At 53.9% G+C, this 21,761-nt stretch carries 20 protein-coding genes and 1 rRNA gene; 12 read left to right on the plus strand and 9 right to left on the minus strand.

Translation table 11 applies throughout. The features are described 5' to 3' along the window. A 16S ribosomal RNA gene (locus AB6731_RS16965) occupies positions 1-339 on the minus strand; the annotation flags it as partial. A 453-nt stretch (positions 340-792) separates the two neighbouring features. On the opposite strand from AB6731_RS16965, the gene AB6731_RS16970 reads away from it, so the two are divergent. Both AB6731_RS16970 and mdtD read left to right on the plus strand, forming a co-directional pair. Next, positions 793-1,500, plus strand: a complete 708-nt coding sequence (locus AB6731_RS16970; protein WP_020882776.1) for a FadR/GntR family transcriptional regulator — start codon at positions 793-795, stop codon at positions 1,498-1,500. Beyond that, positions 1,497-2,930 (plus strand): multidrug transporter subunit MdtD, encoded by a 1,434-nt coding sequence (mdtD, locus tag AB6731_RS16975; protein ID WP_020882775.1) that lies wholly within the window; start codon positions 1,497-1,499, stop codon positions 2,928-2,930. Before AB6731_RS16970 ends, mdtD begins: the two co-directional genes overlap by 4 nt. On the opposite strand, the gene rbsR is transcribed toward mdtD, so the two are convergent. The 7 genes from rbsR to kup form a co-directional block, all read right to left on the minus strand. Then, a complete protein-coding gene (gene rbsR / locus AB6731_RS16980) occupies positions 2,896-3,888 on the minus strand; it encodes a ribose operon transcriptional repressor RbsR (RefSeq protein WP_072255737.1) in 993 nt (330 codons plus the stop codon). The genes mdtD and rbsR overlap by 35 nt on opposite strands. Positions 3,889-3,891: 3 nt before the next feature. Continuing rightward, positions 3,892-4,821 (minus strand): ribokinase, encoded by a 930-nt coding sequence (gene rbsK, locus AB6731_RS16985; protein ID WP_020882773.1) that lies wholly within the window; start codon positions 4,819-4,821, stop codon positions 3,892-3,894. Positions 4,822-4,928: 107 nt separating this feature from the next. After that, positions 4,929-5,819: a ribose ABC transporter substrate-binding protein RbsB gene (gene rbsB, locus AB6731_RS16990; RefSeq protein ID WP_014172267.1), complete on the minus strand. Its 891-nt coding sequence runs from the start codon at positions 5,817-5,819 to the stop codon at positions 4,929-4,931. 27 nt (positions 5,820-5,846) lie between these two features. After that, the gene (gene rbsC, locus AB6731_RS16995; RefSeq protein WP_020882772.1) at positions 5,847-6,812 is read right to left on the minus strand and encodes a ribose ABC transporter permease; all 966 of its coding nucleotides are present in this window, start codon (positions 6,810-6,812) and stop codon (positions 5,847-5,849) included. Positions 6,813-6,816: 4 nt separating this feature from the next. After that, a complete protein-coding gene (gene rbsA / locus AB6731_RS17000; RefSeq protein WP_020882771.1) occupies positions 6,817-8,322 on the minus strand; it encodes a ribose ABC transporter ATP-binding protein RbsA in 1,506 nt (501 codons plus the stop codon). A gap of 7 nt (positions 8,323-8,329) precedes the next feature. Beyond that, positions 8,330-8,749 (minus strand): D-ribose pyranase, encoded by a 420-nt coding sequence (gene rbsD / locus AB6731_RS17005; RefSeq protein WP_020882770.1) that lies wholly within the window; start codon positions 8,747-8,749, stop codon positions 8,330-8,332. Between the two features lie 216 nt (positions 8,750-8,965). Continuing rightward, complete coding sequence (gene kup / locus AB6731_RS17010) at positions 8,966-10,834, minus strand: low affinity potassium transporter Kup (RefSeq protein ID WP_014172271.1); 1,869 nt, start codon at positions 10,832-10,834, stop codon at positions 8,966-8,968. A 222-nt stretch (positions 10,835-11,056) separates the two neighbouring features. On the opposite strand from kup, the gene ravA reads away from it, so the two are divergent. Both ravA and viaA read left to right on the plus strand, forming a co-directional pair. Then, positions 11,057-12,553 carry an ATPase RavA gene (gene ravA / locus AB6731_RS17015; protein WP_041162920.1) on the plus strand — a complete coding sequence of 499 codons (1,497 nt, stop codon included), beginning with the start codon at positions 11,057-11,059 and terminating at the stop codon, positions 12,551-12,553. Further along, positions 12,547-13,998: an ATPase RavA stimulator ViaA gene (gene viaA, locus AB6731_RS17020; RefSeq protein ID WP_333179428.1), complete on the plus strand. Its 1,452-nt coding sequence runs from the start codon at positions 12,547-12,549 to the stop codon at positions 13,996-13,998. Before ravA ends, viaA begins: the two co-directional genes overlap by 7 nt. Here the strand turns inward: viaA and asnA are convergent, their stop codons facing one another. Beyond that, entirely contained in the window at positions 13,999-14,991 is a 993-nt protein-coding gene (asnA, locus tag AB6731_RS17025; RefSeq protein ID WP_014172274.1) for an aspartate--ammonia ligase, read from the minus strand. 151 nt (positions 14,992-15,142) lie between these two features. Here asnA and asnC point away from each other — a divergent pair, with 151 nt between their 5' ends. From asnC to atpF, 8 genes are all read left to right on the plus strand, one after another. After that, positions 15,143-15,601: a transcriptional regulator AsnC gene (gene asnC, locus AB6731_RS17030; protein WP_014172275.1), complete on the plus strand. Its 459-nt coding sequence runs from the start codon at positions 15,143-15,145 to the stop codon at positions 15,599-15,601. Positions 15,602-15,691: 90 nt separating this feature from the next. After that, positions 15,692-16,141 (plus strand): FMN-binding protein MioC, encoded by a 450-nt coding sequence (gene mioC, locus AB6731_RS17035; protein ID WP_020882767.1) that lies wholly within the window; start codon positions 15,692-15,694, stop codon positions 16,139-16,141. Between the two features lie 374 nt (positions 16,142-16,515). Next, complete coding sequence (mnmG, locus tag AB6731_RS17040) at positions 16,516-18,405, plus strand: tRNA uridine-5-carboxymethylaminomethyl(34) synthesis enzyme MnmG (protein WP_032679278.1); 1,890 nt, start codon at positions 16,516-16,518, stop codon at positions 18,403-18,405. Between the two features lie 100 nt (positions 18,406-18,505). Then, positions 18,506-19,129, plus strand: coding sequence for a 16S rRNA (guanine(527)-N(7))-methyltransferase RsmG (gene rsmG / locus AB6731_RS17045; RefSeq protein ID WP_371006633.1), 624 nt, complete (start codon positions 18,506-18,508; stop codon positions 19,127-19,129). Positions 19,130-19,745: 616 nt separating this feature from the next. Continuing rightward, the gene (atpI, locus tag AB6731_RS17050) at positions 19,746-20,126 is read left to right on the plus strand and encodes a F0F1 ATP synthase subunit I (protein ID WP_008500194.1); all 381 of its coding nucleotides are present in this window, start codon (positions 19,746-19,748) and stop codon (positions 20,124-20,126) included. 8 nt (positions 20,127-20,134) lie between these two features. After that, on the plus strand, positions 20,135-20,950 hold the full coding sequence (atpB, locus tag AB6731_RS17055) for a F0F1 ATP synthase subunit A (protein WP_014172280.1): 816 nt from the start codon (positions 20,135-20,137) through the stop codon (positions 20,948-20,950). A 49-nt stretch (positions 20,951-20,999) separates the two neighbouring features. Beyond that, a complete protein-coding gene (atpE, locus tag AB6731_RS17060) occupies positions 21,000-21,239 on the plus strand; it encodes a F0F1 ATP synthase subunit C (protein WP_000429386.1) in 240 nt (79 codons plus the stop codon). A 48-nt stretch (positions 21,240-21,287) separates the two neighbouring features. Further along, on the plus strand, positions 21,288-21,758 hold the full coding sequence (atpF, locus tag AB6731_RS17065) for a F0F1 ATP synthase subunit B (protein ID WP_003862370.1): 471 nt from the start codon (positions 21,288-21,290) through the stop codon (positions 21,756-21,758). Positions 21,759-21,761 lie beyond the last annotated feature (3 nt).

A 21,761-nucleotide genomic window follows, 5' to 3' on the forward strand; every position in this document is an offset into this window, starting at 1 on the left:
GAGTCTGGACCGTGTCTCAGTTCCAGTGTGGCTGGTCATCCTCTCAGACCAGCTAGGGATCGTCGCCTAGGTGAGCCATTACCCCACCTACTAGCTAATCCCATCTGGGCACATCTGATGGCAAGAGGCCCGAAGGTCCCCCTCTTTGGTCTTGCGACGTTATGCGGTATTAGCTACCGTTTCCAGTAGTTATCCCCCTCCATCAGGCAGTTTCCCAGACATTACTCACCCGTCCGCCACTCGTCACCCGAGAGCAAGCTCTCTGTGCTACCGTTCGACTTGCATGTGTTAGGCCTGCCGCCAGCGTTCAATCTGAGCCATGATCAAACTCTTCAATTTAAGTTTGATGCTCGTGAATTAAACTTCGTAATGAATTACGTATGTTCACTCAGAGACTTGGTATTCATTTTTTGTCCGAAGACATTAAGAATCCATGTCACTTTGAGTGCCCACACAGATTGTCTGATAAATTGTTAAAGAGCAGTGCCGCTTCGTTTTCGCTGCGGCGCGGGGTGTGCATATTACGCTTTCCCGCTTCAGAGTCAAGCATTTATTTTCGCTTATCTCTGCTGACCCGGCGGCGTGTGTGCCGTTGTTCCGTGTCAGTGGAGGCGCATTATAGGGAGTTATTCTGAAGTGACAAGAGGAAATTCAAAAAAAGTTTCTGTCCGTGTTTTTTTTCACCAACAGGGGTGAAATCAAGCTACAAACTGTTCTATTTGATGTATCTGCAACCACAATAACACCCGAGGTGGCATAATTATCAGCATGAATCTTTAAGGAATAAACGCGATGCCATTAAGCGCACAACAACTGGCTGCCCAAAAAAACCTGTCGTATGTGCTGGCAGAAAAACTGGCTCAGCTGATTTTAGCGGGTAAATATGCCCCGGGGAGCATCCTGCCGGGTGAAATGGAGTTGGGTGAGCAGTTTGGGGTGAGCCGTACCGCCGTTCGCGAAGCGGTGAAAACCTTAACGGCAAAAGGCATGGTACTTCCGCGTCCTCGCATTGGTACGCGTGTGATGCCACAGAGCAACTGGAACTTCCTCGATCAGGAACTGCTCTCATGGTGGATGACGGAAGATAACTTTCATCAGGTCGTCGATCACTTCCTGGTGATGCGCAGCAGTCTTGAACCTCAGGCCTGCCTCCTTGCCGCCACGCTCGGGACGGCAGAACAGAAAGCGCAGCTCAATGCCCTGATGGAAGAGATGGTGTTCCTGAAAAAGCACTTCAACCGCGAACGCTGGATTGAGGTCGATATGGCCTGGCATGAACACATCTATATGATGAGCGCCAATCCGTTCCTGACATCCTTTGCCTCTTTATTCCATTCGGTATACCACACCTACTTTACCTCTATTACGCAAGACGAAGTGGTAAAGCTGGATTTGCACCAGGCGATTGTTGATGCCATTCAGGAGAGCGACGGGCAGCGAGCCCAGGATGCATGCCAGGCATTGCTGGCCGCGCCAACCCACCAGCAGGTACATAAATGAGAGAGAGAAAAGCGCGCAGCATGGCCGGATTGCCGTGGATTGCAGCCATGGCGTTCTTTATGCAGGCACTGGATGCCACCATCCTCAACACAGCGCTACCCGCGATTGCACAAAGCCTTAACCGATCCCCGCTGGCGATGCAGTCCGCCATCATCAGTTATACCCTGACTGTCGCGATGCTCATTCCGGTGAGCGGCTGGCTGGCTGACCGCTTCGGCACCCGCAAAATATTCATGCTGGCCGTGACGCTCTTTACGCTCGGCTCTTTGGCCTGTGCGCTGTCAACGTCTCTTACAGAGCTGGTCATCTTCCGTGTTCTTCAGGGCGTTGGCGGGGCGATGATGATGCCCGTGGCGCGTCTGGCGTTACTGCGCGCCTATCCGCGCAGCGAACTGCTTCCTGTGCTCAACTTCGTCACGATGCCCGGCCTGGTCGGCCCCATACTGGGTCCGGTTCTCGGCGGGGTATTCGTCACCTGGGCAAGCTGGCACTGGATCTTCCTGATTAATATTCCCATTGGCGTCGCGGGGCTGCTTTATGCCCGCAAATATATGCCGAACTTCACCACCCCAAGACGCCGTTTCGATATGCGTGGTTTTTTCCTGTTTGGCCTGAGCCTGGTGCTCTTCTCCAGTGGGATGGAGCTGTTTGGTGAGAAGATCGTGGCGACATGGATTGCACTCTCCGTCATCCTCGGCGGTATTTTGCTGTTCCTTCTTTATATACGTCATGCACGCCGTCACCCGACGCCGTTAATTTCTCTGTCGCTGTTTAACACCCGAACGTTTTCCGTGGGGATTGCGGGCAACATTGCCTCACGCCTGGGGACGGGCTGCGTGCCGTTCCTGATGCCACTGATGCTGCAGGTGGGTTTCGGCTACCCGGCTCTGATTGCCGGTTGCATGATGGCACCCACGGCGATGGGCTCTATTCTGGCCAAATCAACCGTCACGCAGGTGTTGCGCTGGTTTGGCTATCGTAAGACGCTGGTAGGTGTAACGGTCTTTATCGGGCTGATGATCGCGCAGTTCTCCCTGCAATCCGCCTCTTTACCGGTCTGGATGCTGATCCTGCCCCTGTTTGTGCTGGGAATGGCAATGTCGACACAGTTCACGTCGATGAACACCATCACCCTCGCCGACCTGACCGACGATAACGCCAGTAGCGGCAACAGCGTGCTGGCAGTGACTCAGCAGTTGTCGATCAGTCTGGGGGTGGCCGTCAGTGCGGCGGTACTGCGGTTTTATGAAGGTTTTGACAGCGCGAACACCGTCGAACAGTTCCACTATACCTTTATTACCATGGGCGCACTCACCGTCGTGTCGGCGCTGGTCTTTATGCTGTTAAAACCCAAAGATGGCCGCAACCTGATCAAAGAGCGCCACAAAGCAAAAGCTAAACCGAACCCCGTTCCATCAGAACAGGAGTAAGCTGCAGACGTTGCTGCTGCAGGCCGGGCTCGGCCATTCGGTGGATAAGCACATCGATGGCCAGCTCGCCCAGTTCATCTTTTGGCTGATGAATCGTGGTGAGCGGCGGCGTCATGTAGCGGGCCAGTTCAATGTCATCGTAACCAATCACCGCCATATCGTGTGGAACACGCAGCCCCGCCTGATATAACGCCTGATACGCGCCAAACGCCATCGCATCGTTGCCGATAAACACAGCCTGCGGACGCTGCGCTTGCGACAGCAATTTCTGCATAGCTTCAAAGCCGCCGTTAAATTCGAAATCACCGGTAATACGGTAGCCATCCGGAACAGTAAGCCCCGCCCGCGCCATCGCAGAAAGATACCCCTCAAGACGCAAGCGCGCCGGGGTTTTATCCAGGGGGCCGGTAATGCAGGCGATGCGGGTATAGCCTTTATCGATCAGATACTGGGTGGCCATGTCACCTCCCAGCAGCGAGTTATCCTGAATGAGATCGCTGGTACCGTCGAACGGCGCCCAGTCCATCATCACCGTGGGAATAGAAGGGTAGCGCTGAATAATCTCTTTCGAGGGCTGATGTGTTTCGGTACACAGCAGCAGTAACCCGTCGACGCGTTTTTGCATCAGCGTCTCCAGGTTGCGGTTCATTCGCTGCTCATCCCCTTCGGTATTGCACAGCACCAGGCTGTAACCACGCTCGAAGCAGCTGCGTTCGACACCGCGAACAAGTTCAGAATAAAAGGGGTTGGTACTGGCGGTGATCAGCATGCCGATGGTGCGCGTCTGGTTGAGCTTGAGGCTGCGCGCCAGCGCGGACGGCGCATAGTTGAGATCTTTAACCGCGGCTTCGACTTTTTCCCGAATCGCCTCGCTAACGAAGCGATCGTTATTAATGACGTGGGAGACTGTCGACGTAGAAACGCCCGCCTGGCGGGCGACATCTTTCATTGTGGCCAAGCGTTACCCCTGCTGACTTAAGAATTCATCAATCTCTTTACGCCACGGAACGGAAGGCTGGGCACCTTTGCGCGTTACGGCAATCGCCGCGGCGGCATGGGCAAAGCGAATAGCATCATCCATTCTCTTGCCTTCCAGCAGCGCAGTCACCAATGCACCGTTAAAGGTATCTCCCGCCGCGATGGTATCAATCGCCTTAACCTTAAAGCCTGGCACGCGACGGCCTTCCCCGTTTACGCTGGCCCACACTCCACGACTGCCAAGGGTAATGATAACGGTGCCGATGCCTTTATCGTGCAGCACTTTCGCCGCCCGCGCGGCGTCGTCATCATTTTCAACGCGAACGCCTGTCAGTTTCTCCGCTTCAGTTTCGTTCGGGGTAATGATATCCACCAGCGCCAGCAGCTCGTCTGATAATACCCGCGCAGGCGCAGGATTGAGTACGACAGTGGTATGATTTTGATGCGCTATCTCTGCGGCCGCCAGGACGCTTTCAACAGGTGATTCCAGCTGCATCAGAAGCGCTTCGGCATTCGCGATGATCTCGCGCTGCGCGTTTACCCGCTCAGTGGTCAGCGCGGCGTTAGCCCCCGCATGAATACCGATGACATTCTCACCTTCCGCGTTGACGAAAATCAGCGCCACGCCGGTTGATTCCCCTTCGACAACGCTGACAGGCGCAATATCAATGTTATCGCTGGCCAGCTGTTTGCGTACGCGCTCACCGGTATCGTCATCACCCGTGCAGGCAATAAAGGCGATCTTCGCCCCACTGCGTCCTGCGGCGACGGCCTGGTTGGCGCCCTTACCGCCGAATGCCACCTGATACTGATTACCGGTGACGGTTTCGCCCGGTGTCGGGAACGATTCAAGGTTAAGAATGTGATCGGCATTGATACTGCCAAGGACGACAAGATTGCCTGCGGTTTTCATGGTTGAGGTGTCCATCTGAGAGCGCCACCGGTGTGACCCGGTGGCGTATGCCACACTTTTCTTTATAGGGTGTCCCTCAGGCAGCCAGCGACTGCCTGATTCGCCTTTTACTGCTTGATGACCAGTTTCAGGTCAACAGGATATTTGGCCTGAACTTTTTCGCCCTTCAGCACTTTATCAGCAGTCTGCACGCCCGTTGCGCCGATCTGCTCAGGCAGCTGAGCGATGGTCGCCGCCAGTTTGCCATCTTTTACTGCTTTTTCACCATCCGGCGTGCCGTCAAATCCGACAACCATCACATCAGATTTACCTGCGGTCTGCAGAGCACGCAGCGCGCCCAGCGCCATTTCGTCGTTCTGTGCAAACACAGCCTGCACGTCAGGGTGCGCGGTCAGCAGGTTCTGCATCACGTTCAGACCTTTCGTGCGGTCGAAGTCAGCAGGCTGGCTGGCCAGTACGTTAAATTTGTGCGCTGCAACAGCCTGCTGGAAGCCTTCACCACGCTCACGCGCCGCTGACGTACCGGCAATACCCTGCAGTTCGATAACTTTCGCGCCTTCACCCGCTTTCTTCGCGATGTAGTCACCCGCGATTTTGCCACCCAGTACGTTATCAGAAGCGATGTGGCTGACTACGTCGCCTTTCGTCGCCTGACGGTCAAGGGTGATGACCGGGATCTTCGCCTGGTTTGCCATCTTCACGGCGTTACCCACGGCGTCAGAATCCGTTGGGTTGATCAGCAGGATTTTGGTGCCACGTACGGTTAAGTCCTGAACGTTTGCCAGCTCTTTCGCCGGGTTGTTCTGAGAGTCCAGCACCACCAGGTTGTAGCCCAGTTTGTCAGCTTCTTTCTGTGCTCCGTCCTTCAGAGAGACGAAGAACGGGTTGTTCAGCGTGGAGATAACCAGCGCGATGGTGTCTTTCGCCATTGCGTTAGCACTTACGGTTGCGCTCAGCGCGACAGCAGAAACCAGGGTAGCCAGTTTTTTCATGTTCATATCTAAGATGTCCTGTAGTGTCGTCAGTTACTGTTTTTTGTTGTCTACCAGAACCGCCAGCAAAATCACCACTGCTTTAACGATCATCTGGTAATAGGAGGAAACACCTAATAAATTCAAACCATTATTCAGGAAACCAAGGATCAGTGCGCCGATCAATGTCCCAACAATGCGACCTTTACCGCCCGCAAGACTCGTACCGCCCAGAACGACTGCCGCAATGGCATCCAGCTCATACCCCGTCCCCGCCGTTGGCTGCGCAGAAGAGAGGCGCGCCACTTCGATGATGCCTGCCAGAGAGGCCAGCAGACCACACAGCGAATAGACGATGATTTTGACTTTATTGACGCTGATCCCGGACAGACGCGTTGCCGCTTCGTTACCGCCCAGCGCATAGATATAACGACCCAGACGGGTGTGATGCAGCATGTACCACGCCGCAAGGAAAACGATAGCCATGATCCAGACCGGCGTCGGGATACCCAGCGGACGACCAATACCGAACCAGCCAAACAGATCGGCGTTATCCGTAAAGCCGGTATTTACCGGACTGCCGTTGGTATAAACCATGGTGACACCGCGCAGCAGGAGCATCATGACCAGCGTCGCAATGAACGCCTGAACGCGGCCTTTCGCCACAATCACACCGGTCACGGCACCAATTGCCGCCCCAAGTGCCAGCGCAGCTGCAACGGCCACCAGCGCGTTGACCTCAATCCCTACAATTGAAGCCGCAACCGCACCGGTGAGCGCCAGCAGGGAACCGACGGACAGATCGATACCCGATGTCAAAATCACCAGCGTCATCCCTACCGCCATAATGGCGTTAACCGACGTCTGCTGAAGAATATTGAACAGGTTATTAACGGTAAAAAAGTTTGGGCTCATGGTCGAAACAATCGCGATCAACACCAACAGGGCAATCAGCGATTTTTGTTCCAGCAGCCATGCCTTTGTGAAATAACGGCGACCAGAAACAGCCTGGGTAGTCATCTTCTTACTCCTGATTCACGCGATTAAGCTTGCCCACAGCGGCAGCCATCAGAACTTCCTGGGTGGCCTGCTCGCGAGTGAATTCACCACCGAGATGCCCTTCATGCATGACGATAATGCGATCGCTCATGCCTAATACTTCTGGCATCTCGGAAGAGACCAGAATGATGCTCAGGCCGTCGGCCTTGAACTGGTTAATCAGCTGATAGATCTCTTTCTTGGCCCCCACGTCCACGCCGCGGGTTGGCTCATCAAGGATCAGCACTTTCGGGCGCGTCATCAGACCACGCGCAATGGCCACTTTTTGCTGATTACCACCGGACAACAGGCCAATCGCCTGCTCCATCGACGGCGTTTTAACGTTGAAGAGACGGATAAAATCGCTGACCGCCTGCTGTTCATCTTTGTGCTTCAGGCTGCCACCGCTGCGGCTGAAATAGCGCAGGGCAGTAAGCGACATGTTCTCTTTTACCGACATCCCCAGCACTAAGCCGTCACGCTTGCGGTCTTCGGAGATATAGACGATGCCGTTTGCCAGGCCATCCTGTGGAGAGCGAGTCACCACCTCATGACCGTCGAGCGTGACATAACCGCTGGTACGCGGCAGTGCGCCATAGAGCACTTTCATCAGCTCGGTACGGCCTGCCCCCATTAACCCCGCCACGCCAAGGATCTCCCCCTGGCGCAGGGTAAAGGTGACATCGTTCACGCCCGGGCCACAGAGGTTGTCCACCTTAAGGCGGATCTCACCCGGTGCTTTGTCCAGATGCGGATACTGGTCTTCGAGCTTACGTCCCACCATCATTTCGATAAGGGTATCTTCGGTCAGCGTGGCGACTTCGCGCTCGGCAATGAATTGCCCATCGCGGAAGACCGTTACGTCGTCGCAGATCTCGAAAATCTCTTTCATACGGTGAGAGATATAGACAATCCCGCGTCCCTGCGATTTCAGCTCGCGGATAACGCGGAATAAAGATTCGGTTTCAGTGTCGGTCAGCGCGTCCGTCGGTTCATCCATAATGATGACCTTCGACTCAAAGCTCAGCACCTTCGCGATTTCAACCATTTGCTGATCGCCAATGGAAAGGTCGCCCACCAGACGGTCGCTCTTGAAACGCAGGTTTAGCTTCGCCAGCAGTTTATCCGCTTCGGCATACATCGTTTTCCAGTCGATTTTGCCAAACCGGTTAACGAACTCACGTCCGAGGAAGATGTTTTCCGCAATGCTGAGCTGCGGGATCAGGTTCAGCTCCTGGTGGATAATACCGATCCCCGCATCCTGGGAGGATTTCGGGCCGTTGAACGTGGTCTCTTTACCCAGCCACAGCAGCGAGCCGGCATCGCGTTGATAGATACCGGTCAGCACTTTCATCATGGTGGATTTGCCGGCCCCGTTTTCGCCCACCAGCGCCATTACGCGTCCGGGATAAACGTTCAGAGCCGCGCCAGAGAGAGCTTTTACGCCCGGGAACGCTTTATCGATCCCTTTCAGTTGCAGTAATGCGTCCATGATGGCCTCAGAAGGTGACGCCAGCACAGAGAATGATATTCGCATACGGGGAACACTCCCCGCTGCGAATCACCGCCTGACTGTCTGCGGTTTGTTGTTTGAATTGCTCGTGCGTTGTGTAACGAATTTCTATGGTGTTTCCCTGGTGTTGTTGCAGTTGCTCAATGTGGCTGAGCAACGTTTCGTGGAGTTGCGGATTATGGTGTTTAATTTCCGTCGCGAGAATGGCCGCCTCAACCTGCATCTCCGCCGTCACCACGTCCAGTACCTGCATAAACGAGGGCACGCCCTGCGTTAACGCCATATCAATACGGGTTGTGCTGCGCGGAACCGGTAAGCCTGCATCGCAAACTACCAGCGTATCGGTATGCCCAAGACGGGAAATAACCGATGAGATTTCTGCGTTAAGAACGGTGCCTTTCTTCATTTTCTTGCTCCACTAGCGAAACGTTTCGCTGAAATCAGTTTAGTCTTAACGGTGTTCAGAAAACCACCATGACATAACAGATTTGTGATCGGCGTCGAAACGTTTCGCTACGTGAAATGAGAAGGCGATAAATGCAAAAACGGTAACCCTTTGGTTACCGTTTTTTTAGGGTTGCACCCTCTCCATCCAGGAGAGGGCATCAGGCCACACGAGGACCTAGATTTCGACCTGCGTTCCCAGCTCAATCACACGGTTAGGCGGGATCTCAAACTGGTCAGGCGCGCGAAGGGCGTTACGCTGCAGGATAAGGTACAACTTGCCGCGCAGACGCAAATACCAGGGGCGCTTGCCGATAATCAGCGACTCGTGGGACATAAAGAACGAGGTCTCCATCATGCGACAGCTCAGACCTTCCAGACCGCAGCGATGGAACACCTCTTCGACGTTTGGTGTCTCACGCCAGCCGTAGCTTGCCACGACGCGCCAGAAGGTCGGCGACAGTTGCTCGATTTGCACGCGGCGGACATTGTGGACGTACGGGGCATCTTCGGTGCGCAGGGTCAGCAGGATCACGCGCTCGTGCAGCACTTTGTTGTGCTTGAGGTTATGCATCAGCGCAAACGGGATAACGTTCAGCGCACGCGACATATACACCGCGGTGCCCGGCACGCGTACCGGCGGCGATTTCTCCAGCGAGGCAATCATAGCCTCCAGGGAGTTACCGTGCTCATGCATACGGCGCAGAAGGCGGAAACGTTCGCTTTTCCACGTGGTCATGACAATGAACATCACCAGACCGAGCGTCAGCGGCAGCCAGCCACCGGAGACAATCTTGTCGAGGTTGGCGGAGAACAGCGGCACGTCAATGCACAGGAAGCCGACCAGAATCATCATCACGAGGAATTTGTTCCAGTGCCAGTTTCGGTACGCTACCGTGGTGGAGAGCAGCGAGGTCAGTACCATCGTACCGGTTACCGCAATACCGTACGCCGCCGCCAGGTTGCTGGAGTGCTCGAAGCTGACGATGACAATCACCACGGCGAAATAGAGCAGCCAGTTGATGAACGGAATGTAAATCTGGCCCGACTCCATCTCGGAGGTATGGATAATGCGCATAGGCGAGAGATACCCCAGACGCACGGCCTGACGCGTCAGAGAGAACACACCTGAAATTACCGCCTGCGAGGCAATAACGGTCGCCAGCGTCGCCAGAATCAGCATGGGCACCAGCGCCCAGTCCGGAGCCAGCAGGAAGAATGGGTTCTTAATCGCCTCCGGGTTTTGCAGCAGCAGCGCACCCTGACCGAAATAGTTCAGCACCAGCGACGGCAGGACCACTAAAAACCACGCCACGCGGATAGGCAGTTTCCCGAAGTGCCCCATATCGGCATACAGCGCCTCAACACCGGTGATAGAGAGCACGACGGCACCGAGCGCGACGAAGGAAACCACTTTGTATTCAAGGAAGAAATGCACGGCCCAGTATGGGTTCAGCGCATGCAGCACGTCCGGGTTAGCAATAATGCTGCGTAAACCGAGTGCCGCCAGGACCAGGAACCAGGCCAGCATAATCGGAGCGAACAGCTTGCCCACCAGCCCGGTGCCGTGCTTCTGGATGATGAACAGCAGCGTCAGGACAAGGATCGCCAGCGGAACAACCCACGAATCAAGCTGTGGCGCGATAATCTCCAGCCCCTCTATCGCCGAGAGAACCGAAATCGCGGGAGTAATGACGACTTCCCCATAGAAGAAGCTGCCGCCAATCAGGCCGATAATGACCAGCACCGACGTCATTCTGGCGGAGGTATTCCGCCCGGCAAGGGACATCAGAGTCAGGATCCCCCCTTCACCGGCGTTATCTGCACGCATAACGAAGGAGAGGTATTTCACTGAAACCACCAGGATCAGCAGCCAGAAGATGAGGGACAGGAAGCCAAAGACGGCATCGCGCTCAACACCAAAACCAAACTGACCGGACAGACATTCACGAAGCGTATAAAGCGGGCTGGTGCCGATATCACCGTAGACAACCCCGATCGCCGCAAGCGTTATTGCGGGTAATGATTGCTTATTATCAGTGCTCATAGACTAGTCTTTTCGTTTAAATAACAAATGTGTGCTTAGTCCCTTGGCCCACAAAAAGCGCACAGTATGCACGATTCAATGCAAAATCGTACCCCTAAATGCAACCGCATTAATGTAGCGCAAAGAAAATAGCGCCGCACTTCAGTCTATTACCAGCCCTGACTGAAACGTCTATACTCGCTTCAATTGGCCGCCACGACGGCGAAAGGATGCAAAACTATTATGGCTCACTCACATTTAATAGCAGAAAGAATTTCCCGCCTCAGCGGCGCGCTGGAAAAAGGCCTTTTCGAGCGTAGCCACGCCATTCGCCTCTGTTTACTGGCGGCGTTGAGCGGCGAAAGCGTCTTTCTGCTTGGACCTCCGGGCATCGCCAAAAGCCTGATTGCCCGCCGGCTGAAATTTGCCTTTCAGAACGCCCGCGCTTTCGAATACTTGATGACCCGCTTTTCCACCCCAGAAGAAGTTTTCGGCCCGCTTTCCATTCAGGCGCTGAAAGATGAGGGGCGCTATCAGCGCCTGACTGAGGGGTATCTTCCGGAAGCGGAAATTGTTTTTCTTGATGAGATCTGGAAAGCGGGGCCGGCTATTCTGAACACCCTGCTCACGGCGATAAACGAACGCCGATTCCGCAACGGTGCCAGCGAAGAGAAAATCCCGATGCGCCTGCTGGTGGCGGCCTCTAACGAACTACCGGAAGCCGACAGCAGCCTTGAAGCGCTGTATGACCGCATGCTGATCCGCCTGTGGCTCGACAAAGTGCAGGATAAATCCAACTTCCGCTCGATGCTGATCAGCCAGCAGGATGAGAATGAAAACCCGGTCCCCGCTTCGCTGCAGGTCACGGATGAGGAGTATTACCAGTGGCAGGAGGATATCGGCAAAATCACACTGCCGGATTCGGTGTTTGAGCTGATCTATCTGCTGCGCCAGCAGCTCGATTTACTGCCTTCTGCGCCGTATGTTTCCGATCGTCGCTGGAAAAAAGCGATCCGCCTGCTGCAGGCCAGCGCCCTGTTCAGCGGCCGCGATGCCGTTGCGCCAATCGATCTGATCCTTTTAAAAGATTGTCTCTGGCACGACGCGGAAGGCATGAATCTGATGCAGCAGCAGCTTGACGTATTGATGACCGGACACGCCTGGGGCCAGCAGTCGATGCTCAACCAGCTCGGGGCGATTGCCCAACGGCGTATTCAGCTGCAGCAACAACAAAGCGACAAAACAGCGCTGAAAGTAAACCGCCTTGGCGGCATGTTCGCCCGCAAAGCGCATTATGAGCTGCCGTCCGAACTGACCAGTACAACACTGACGCTCCTGCTTCAGCAGCCCCTTAAGCTTCATGACATGCAGGTGGTCCATATCACCGTGGAGCGAGAGCCATTGGCTCAGTGGCTTGATAAGGGCGGGGAGATCCGCGGCAAACTTAACGGCATCGGTTTTGCCCAGCCGCTGACGCTGGAAGTAGACAGCAGCCAGCATCTGGTGATCCGCGACGTCAGCCTGCAGGGATCGCGTCTTGCGCTTCCGGGAACCGCCTCTGACAGCGTGCCGGAAGAGATTAAACGCCAGCTTGAAGCGCTGGATACGGAATGGCACCAGCAACATACGCGCTTCAGCGAGCAGCAAAAATGTCTCTTTATTCATAGCGACTGGTTAGGTCGCATCGAAGCCAGCCTGCAGGATGTCAGCGCGCAGATCAAACAGGCTCGTCAATGCTAACGCTGGATACGCTTAACGTCATGCTGGCCGTCAGCGAAGAGGGGTTGATCGAAGAGGTGGTCATCACCCTTCTGGCCTCCCCGCAGCTGGCGGCTTTTTTTGAAAAATTCCCGCGGCTCAAAAAGGCGATGACCGACGATCTCCCGCGCTGGCGCGAAAACCTGCGTCAGCGGTTTAAAGAGACCGAAGTCCCCCCTGAATTAACTGACGAGGTGGCCTGCTATCAGCAGTGCCAGCGGCTCTCTACGTCACAGTTTATCGCCCAGCTCCCGCAAACCCTGACGTTACTCGACACGGTACACTCTCCGTTTGCCAGCCAGGCGCGGGCGCTGGTCACGGATAACGCCACGTTTACCCCCGCACTACACACCCTCTTTTTACAACGCTGGCGCCTCAGCCTGGTGGTGCAGGCCACAACGTTGAACCAGCAGTTGCTGGATGAGGAGCGTGAACAGCTGCTTAGCGAAGTGCAGGAACGCATGACCTTAAGCGGTCAGCTGGAGCAGGTGCTGGTGGAAAATGAAAACGCCGCCGGGCGTCTTTGGGATATGAGCGCCGGTCAGCTGCGGCGCGGAGATTACCAGCTCATCGTCAAGTACGGCGATTTTCTGGCACAGCAGCCAGAGCTGATGAAGCTTGCCGAACAGCTGGGTCGTTCACGGGAGGCCAAATCGGTCCCAAAGAAAGATGCCCCAATGGAGACCTTCCGCACCCTGGTCCGTGAACCGGCCACCGTGCCTGAGCAGGTGGATGGGCTCCAGCAAAGCGACGATATTTTGCGCCTGCTGCCCACGGAGCTGAGTACGCTGGGGATGACCGAGCTTGAGTACGAGTTTTATCGCCGGCTGGTGGAAAAACAGCTTCTGACCTACCGGTTGCATGGCGAAGCCTGGCGTGAAAAGCTCAGCCAGCACCCGGTCATCCATCAGGATTTTGACGAACAGCCGCGCGGGCCTTTTATTGTGTGCGTGGATACGTCCGGCTCGATGGGAGGGTTTAACGAACAGTGCGCGAAAGCGTTCTGCCTGGCTCTGATGCGCGTGGCGCTCGCCGATCGACGTCGCTGCTTCATCATGCTCTTTTCCAGCGAAGTTGTGGGGTATGAATTGACCCATCAACAGGGTATTGAGCAGGCGATCCGCTTTTTAAGCCAGCGCTTTCGTGGCGGTACCGATCTGGCCAGCTGTTTTCGAAGCATCGTTGAGCGGATGCAGGGCGGAGACTGGTATGACGCTGACGCCGTGGTCATCTCCGATTTTATTGCCCAGCGGCTACCGGATGACGTGGTGAATAAAGTGAAGGAGCTACAGCGAGTGCACCAGCACCGTTTCCATGCTGTGGCGATGTCTGCCCATGGAAAACCCGGCATCATGCGCATCTTCGATCATATTTGGCGCTTTGATACCGGGTTACGTAGCCGCCTGCTAAGACGCTGGCAGCGCTAATTACAGAAGAGATTCAACGCGATCGCGTACCTGTTGTGGCCAGACACCGCACTGCACCTGACCAATATGAGGCAGCTGCAACAGCAGCATGGTCAGACGGGACTGGCCAATACCGCCGCCAATGGTCTGCGGCATCTCTCCGCGCAGCAACGCCTGGTGCCACTCCAGCGTGAGACGATCTTCATCCCCGGTCAGTGCCAGCTGACGCTTCAGGGCGTCAGCATCCACGCGGATCCCCATTGAAGAGAGCTCGAACGCATCTTCCAGCACCGGGTTCCAGACCAGAATATCACCGTTCAGACCGGCGAATTCGCCCTCACCCGTCGTGCTCCAGTCATCATAATCCGGCGCACGCACATCATGGCGTTTACCGTCAGACAATTTGCCGCCAATCCCGATCAGGAACACAGCACCCAATTCTTTGGCGATCGCACGCTCACGGCCTTTGGCATCCAGATCGGGATAACGGCTCAGCAGTTCCTGACTGTGGACAAAGTGGATCGATTCCGGCAGGAACGGTGCCAGACCAAACTCTTTGCTCACTGCCGCTTCGGTCGCTTTGATCCCGGCGTAGATCGCCTCAACGGTGGATTTCAGCGTACCGACGTGACGCTCGCCATCGCCCATGACGCGCTCCCAGTCCCATTGATCGACGTAGACGGAGTGCATTGGCGTAAGACGGTCTTCATCGGGGCGAAGGGCTTTCATGTGCGTGTAAAGCCCTTCGCCCGCGCTGAAGTCGTGTTGTCCCAGGGTTTGACGTTTCCACTTCGCAAGGGAATGCACCACTTCGAACTGGGCGTCTGGCAGTGTTTTCACTTTCACCTGTACCGCTTTTTCGCATCCAGAAAGGTTGTCCTGCGTCCCGTCACCCACGCGGCTGAGAATGGGCGCCTGGACTTCGATCAGACCAAGCTTGTCTTCCAGCTGACGTGAAAAATGGGATTTAACGAAGCTGATCTGGCGTTGTTTTGCGATGTAAGCGGTTTTCATTATTTATACTCCTGCGTCCTGTTGATAGAGATTAAGCAACAAAAATGGCCTGTAATTCAATAACCCATCAACAAAAAGCCACCTTCACTTTTGATTCATTAAAATATGGCGCTAGAATAGAGAGATTCATTAATGTTCATAAGAAAAAGCTATGGAAAATTATCAGATCGATAATCTGGACCGCGGCATCCTGGAGGCCTTAATGGCCAATGCTCGTACTGCCTACGCGGAACTGGCGAAACAGTTTGGCGTCAGTCCGGGCACAATCCACGTTCGCGTGGAAAAGATGAAACAGGCGGGGATCATTACCGGCGCACGTATCGACGTCAGCCCTAAGCAGCTGGGTTATGACGTCTGCTGCTTTATTGGCATTATTCTCAAAAGCGCCAAAGACTATCCGTCAGCCCTGGCGAAGCTCAACGCGCTTGAAGAAGTCACAGAGGCGTACTACACCACCGGGCACTACAGTATCTTTATAAAGGTGATGTGCCGCTCCATTGATGCCCTCCAGCAGGTACTTATCAACAAGATCCAAACAATTGATGAAATTCAGTCCACTGAAACATTGATCTCCCTGCAGAACCCGATCATGCGTACCATCCGCCCCTGATTGGGCAAATTCATTCCCACATTTTCCACAGGTAGATCCCAGCTCGTTCACAGCGTACAATGAGCCCCTCTTTATTTGAGCGAGCGATCAATGGCGGACATTACCCTTATCAGTGGCAGCACCCTGGGCGGCGCGGAATACGTTGCGGAACATCTGGCTGAGAAGCTGGAAGACGCGGGCTTTTCCACCGAAACACTGCACGGCCCGTTGCTTGACGATCTCCCGACTGATGGGGTCTGGCTACTGATCACCTCGACGCACGGCGCAGGCGATCTGCCGGATAATCTGCAACCTTTATATGACGAACTGCTGGAACAGCAGCCTGACCTGTCAAACGTCCGTTTTGGCGCGGTGGGTATCGGCAGTCGTGAATATGACACCTTTTGCGGTGCAATAGAGAAAGTCGAAGCCGCTGTGACTGCCTGTGGGGCAAAACAGCTGGGTGAAACACTGAAGATCAACATCCTCGATCATGACATTCCGGAAGATCCAGCGGAGATCTGGCTGGGTGAATGGAAAAATTTACTCAAAAACGATTAAAGATCGCGCGAACAGATGTGGATAACTCTGGTTAAAAGCTCGTATTAAGCGGTAGTTATCCAAGTTATAACTCTGAGGCTGTTTTGGCCCTGTGTATAAAGTCGCGATCTGATCCCAGCTTATACTGGCCAGGATCACCGATCATTCACAGCAAACGATCCTTTCTAACTGCATGATCTTCATCGTGAGATCGGGCTTATCCACAGAGGTACTCGATCCTAATAAGAGATCACAATAGAACAGATCTCTAAATAAAAAGATCTTCTTTTTAATAGCCCAGGATCCCAATGCTTTCTCGAAAGACTAAAGTTGAGTAGAATCCACGGCCCGGGCTTCAATCCATTTTCATACCGCTTTACGCGAGGCAGACCACCATGTTTTATCAGGATCCTTTTGACGTCATCATCATTGGCGGGGGTCATGCAGGCACTGAGGCCGCAATGGCCGCAGCGCGAATGGGTCAGCAGACCCTGCTTTTGACACACAATATCGACACGCTGGGACAAATGTCCTGTAATCCGGCGATTGGCGGCATTGGGAAAGGACACCTGGTAAAAGAAGTGGATGCACTTGGCGGCCTGATGGCGAAAGCGATCGATCATGCCGGCATCCAGTTTAGGATACTAAACGCGAGCAAAGGTCCCGCTGTGCGTGCCACCCGTGCTCAGGCAGACCGCGTGCTTTACCGTCAGGCGGTACGTACTGCCCTGGAGAATCAGCCAAACCTGATGATCTTCCAGCAGGCGGTAGAAGATCTTATCGTTGAAAACGATCGCGTTGTGGGTGCCGTAACCCAGATGGGCCTCAAGTTCCGCGCGAAAGCCGTCGTACTGACTGTCGGGACCTTCCTGGATGGCAAAATCCATATCGGTCTGGATAACTACAGCGGTGGCCGTGCTGGCGATCCGCCGTCCATTCCGCTGTCTCGTCGTCTGCGTGAACTTCCGCTGCGCGTCAGTCGCCTGAAAACAGGCACGCCACCGCGTATTGATGCGCGCACCATTGATTTCAGCGTGCTGGCACAACAGCACGGTGATAACCCCATGCCGGTGTTCTCGTTCATGGGCAATGCGGCTCAACATCCGCAGCAGGTACCGTGCTACATCACGCATACCAACGAAAAAACCCATGACGTGATCCGCAATAACCTTGACCGCAGCCCAATGTACGCTGGCGTGATCGAAGGGATCGGCCCGCGTTACTGTCCGTCGATCGAAGACAAAGTGATGCGCTTTGCCGATCGTAACCAGCACCAGATCTTCCTGGAGCCGGAAGGACTGACGTCAAATGAAATTTACCCGAACGGCATCTCCACCAGCCTGCCGTTCGATGTGCAGATGCAAATTGTTCGCTCAATGCAGGGTATGGAGAACGCGAAAATCGTTCGTCCTGGCTACGCTATTGAGTACGATTTCTTCGATCCGCGTGACCTGAAGCCAACCCTGGAGAGCAAATTCATCCACGGTCTGTTCTTCGCCGGCCAGATTAACGGCACGACCGGTTACGAAGAAGCTGCCGCTCAGGGTCTGCTTGCCGGTCTGAACGCAGCACGCTTCTCTGCGGAGAAAGAGGGCTGGGCACCTGCGCGTTCTCAGGCTTATCTGGGCGTGCTGGTCGACGATCTTTGCACCCTGGGTACCAAAGAACCGTACCGTATGTTTACCTCTCGCGCGGAATATCGCCTGATGCTGCGCGAAGATAACGCCGACCTGCGTCTGACCGAAGTGGGTCGTGAACTGGGTCTGGTGGATGACGAACGCTGGGCGCGCTATAACGAAAAACTGGAACGCATTGAGCAGGAACGTCAGCGTCTGAAAACCACCTGGGTGAATCCACAGGCGGAAACCGCTGCAGAAGTGAATGCTCACTTAACTGCGCCGCTTTCGCGCGAAGCCAGCGGCGAAGACTTGCTGCGTCGCCCTGAAGTGACCTACGAGAACCTGGTGAAACTGACCGCGTTCGCGCCTGGCCTTGAAGACGCTGAAGCGGCTGAACAGGTTGAGATCCAGGTCAAATACGAAGGTTACATCGCGCGTCAGCAGGATGAGATTGAAAAACAGCAGCGCAACGAAAATACGCTGCTGCCGGAAATGCTGGACTACCGTCAGGTGACGGGGCTTTCCAATGAAGTGATCGCCAAGCTGAACGATCATAAGCCTGTGTCGATCGGTCAGGCATCCCGTATCTCCGGTGTCACACCTGCCGCGATTTCGATTCTGCTGGTGTGGCTGAAAAAGCAAGGTATGCTGCGCCGTAGCGCATAATATCCAGTGCTTTTGGCGGGTGGCGCTTCGCTACCCGCCCTGCTAATTCGTAGGCCCGGTAAGCGCCACCGGGCAATTTATGTCTAAACAGGTACCCACTGTGCTCAATAAACTCTCTCGTCTGCTGGAACAGGCAGGTATTTCGCTCACCGATCACCAGAAAACTCAGCTGGTGGCCTATGTCGATATGCTGAACAAATGGAATAAAGCGTACAACCTGACGTCTGTTCGCGACCCCAACGAGATGCTGGTTCGTCATATCCTCGATAGCATCGTGGTTGCGCCGTATCTTAAAGGGGAGCGCTTTCTCGATGTGGGCACAGGTCCTGGCCTGCCGGGGATCCCGCTGTCGATTGTCCGCCCTGAGAGCCATTTCACGCTGCTGGACAGCCTTGGCAAACGCGTCCGTTTTTTACGTCAGGTCCAGCATGAGCTGAAGCTGGAGAATATCGCCCCTGTACAGAGCAGGGTAGAGGCGTTCCCCGCGGAGCCACCGTTTGACGGTGTTATCAGCCGCGCGTTTGCGTCGCTCAATGATATGGTGAGCTGGTGTAAGCACTTGCCTGCACAAGATGGCCGCTTTTATGCCCTGAAAGGGCAGTTGCCGGGCGATGAAATTGAACAGCTTCCGGAGGGTTTTGCTGTCGAATCCGTTGAGAAATTAAACATTCCTCAGCTTGAGGGTGAACGCCATCTGGTGATAATTAAGCCAAACAATTTTTAAATATTTAATAAAAATTGTGGAATTCGTGCTGTTCTGACCATGTTAAATAACAGCACAAATTCTCTGGTTTTACCGAAGAGAGTTTAACCTCTATGTTACTAAGGTTTTTCTAACGGTTAACGTAACAGCCATTGTTCAGCATGAAGATAGTCAACATCGAAAATATCAGTCTGCTAAAAGTGGAATACGGCAACCAGAATCGAATGTTAAATATTTATTAAGAATGTCAATAAAAGGTTTTTATTGTATACCGGGCTGTTTTGAAAATAGTTACGATAATTTGTCTTTAATTTCATAAAGATGAAATAAACCGATTTGCGTCTTTGATAAATACACCCTTATCGCAAATGTGTATTTTGTGATCTCGTGCACGCTTTGTAGCCAACGTTTTCGCGCTGTTTGCAGTTTTGGTCGAAGGTCGTGGCTTTCAGGAAAAGTTAAAAAATAGCGGCGGGGAAAAATATTTAAACATTTATTCACCTTTTCGCTACTTAATGTTTGAAATCACGGGTGCGCACCGTATAATTTGACCGCTTTTTGATGCTTGACTCTGAGCCTTAAAGGACGTTTTATACGACACGCGGCATACCTCGAAGGGAGCAGGAGTAAAAACGTGATGTCTGTGTCGCTCTTGAGTAGAAACGTTGCTCGTAAGCTTCTGTTCATTCAGTTTCTGGCTGTGATAGCAAGTGGACTGCTGTTTAGCCTCAAAGACCCCTTCTGGGGCATCTCCGCCGTGTGCGGGGGTTTGGCGGTTGTTCTGCCAAACGTATTGTTTATGATTTTTGCCTGGCGTCATCAGGCGCATACACCTGCCAAAGGCCGTGTGGCCTGGTCCTTCGCTCTCGGTGAAGTGTGTAAGGTGTTGCTGACCTTTGCTCTACTGGTGATGGCGCTGGCGGTTTTGAAAGTGGTATTCATGCCGCTGATAGCAACGTGGGTTTTGGTGCTGGTGGTACAAGTTCTGGCTCCAGCTGTAATCAACAATAAAGGGTAAAAGGCATCATGGCTTCAGAAAATATGACGCCGCAGGATTACATAGGTCACCATCTGAATAACCTTCAGCTGGACCTGCGTACATTCTCGCTGGTGGATCCGCATAACCCCCCGGCCACCTTCTGGACGATCAACATCGACTCCATGTTCTTCTCGGTCGTTTTGGGTCTTCTGTTCCTGGCCATGTTCCGCGGTGTTGCGAAAAGAGCGACCAGCGGTGTTCCAGGGAAATTCCAGACGTTCATCGAAATGATCATCGGCTTCGTCCATGGCAGCGTCAAAGACATGTACCATGGTAAGAGCAAGCTGATTGCTCCGCTGGCCCTGACCGTGTTCGTTTGGGTGTTCCTGATGAACCTGATGGACCTGCTGCCAATCGATTTCCTGCCGTGGATTGGCGAACATGTCCTCGGTCTACCAGCACTGCGCGTGGTGCCGTCCGCTGACGTGAACATCACCCTGTCGATGGCGCTGGGCGTGTTTATCCTGATTCTTTTCTACAGCATCAAAATGAAAGGCGTAAGCGGCTTCGTGAAAGAGCTTACCTTGCAGCCGTTCAACCACTGGGCGTTTATTCCGGTCAACCTGATCCTGGAAGGCGTTAGCCTGCTGTCCAAACCTGTTTCACTGGGTCTGCGACTGTTCGGCAACATGTATGCGGGTGAGCTGATTTTCATTCTGATCGCGGGTCTTCTGCCGTGGTGGTCACAGTGGATTCTGAATGTGCCTTGGGCCATTTTCCACATCCTGATCATTACGCTGCAAGCCTTTATCTTCATGGTTCTGACGATCGTCTATCTGTCGATGGCGTCTGAAGAGCACTGATTTTTTACCAACACTACTACGTTTTAATTGAAACAAACTGGAGACTGTCATGGAAAACCTGAATATGGATCTGCTGTACATGGCTGCCGCTGTGATGATGGGTCTGGCGGCTATCGGTGCTGCGATCGGTATCGGCATCCTCGGGGGCAAATTCCTGGAAGGCGCAGCGCGTCAACCTGATCTGATTCCTCTGCTGCGTACTCAGTTCTTTATCGTTATGGGTCTGGTGGATGCTATCCCAATGATCGCTGTAGGTCTGGGTCTGTACGTGATGTTTGCTGTCGCGTAGTAGTAGTTTTAAAACCCTAAGCCACAGATATTAAAGAGGTATTGTGCTGTGAACATGAACGCAACAATCCTCGGCCAGGCCATCGCGTTTATTCTCTTTGTCTGGTTCTGCATGAAGTATGTATGGCCGCCTTTAATGGCTGCCATCGAAAAACGTCAGAAAGAAATTGCTGACGGTCTGGCTTCTGCAGAACGCGCTAAGAAAGATTTGGACCTTGCACAGGCCAACGCGACAGACCAGCTGAAAAAAGCGAAAGCGGAAGCTCAGGTTATCATCGAACAGGCTAACAAACGCCGTTCGCAGATCCTGGACGAAGCCAAAGCTGAAGCAGAACAGGAACGTACTAAGATCGTGACACAAGCTCAGGCTGAAATTGAAGCTGAGCGTAAACGTGCTCGCGAAGAACTGCGTAAGCAGGTTGCGATTCTGGCTGTTGCTGGCGCCGAGAAGATCATCGAACGTTCCGTGGATGAAGCTGCTAACAGCGACATCGTGGACAAACTTGTCGCTGAACTGTAAGGA

The organism is Enterobacter sp. RCC_40, assembly GCF_041360735.1.
Taxonomy (GTDB): Bacteria; Pseudomonadota; Gammaproteobacteria; order Enterobacterales; family Enterobacteriaceae; genus Enterobacter; species Enterobacter ludwigii.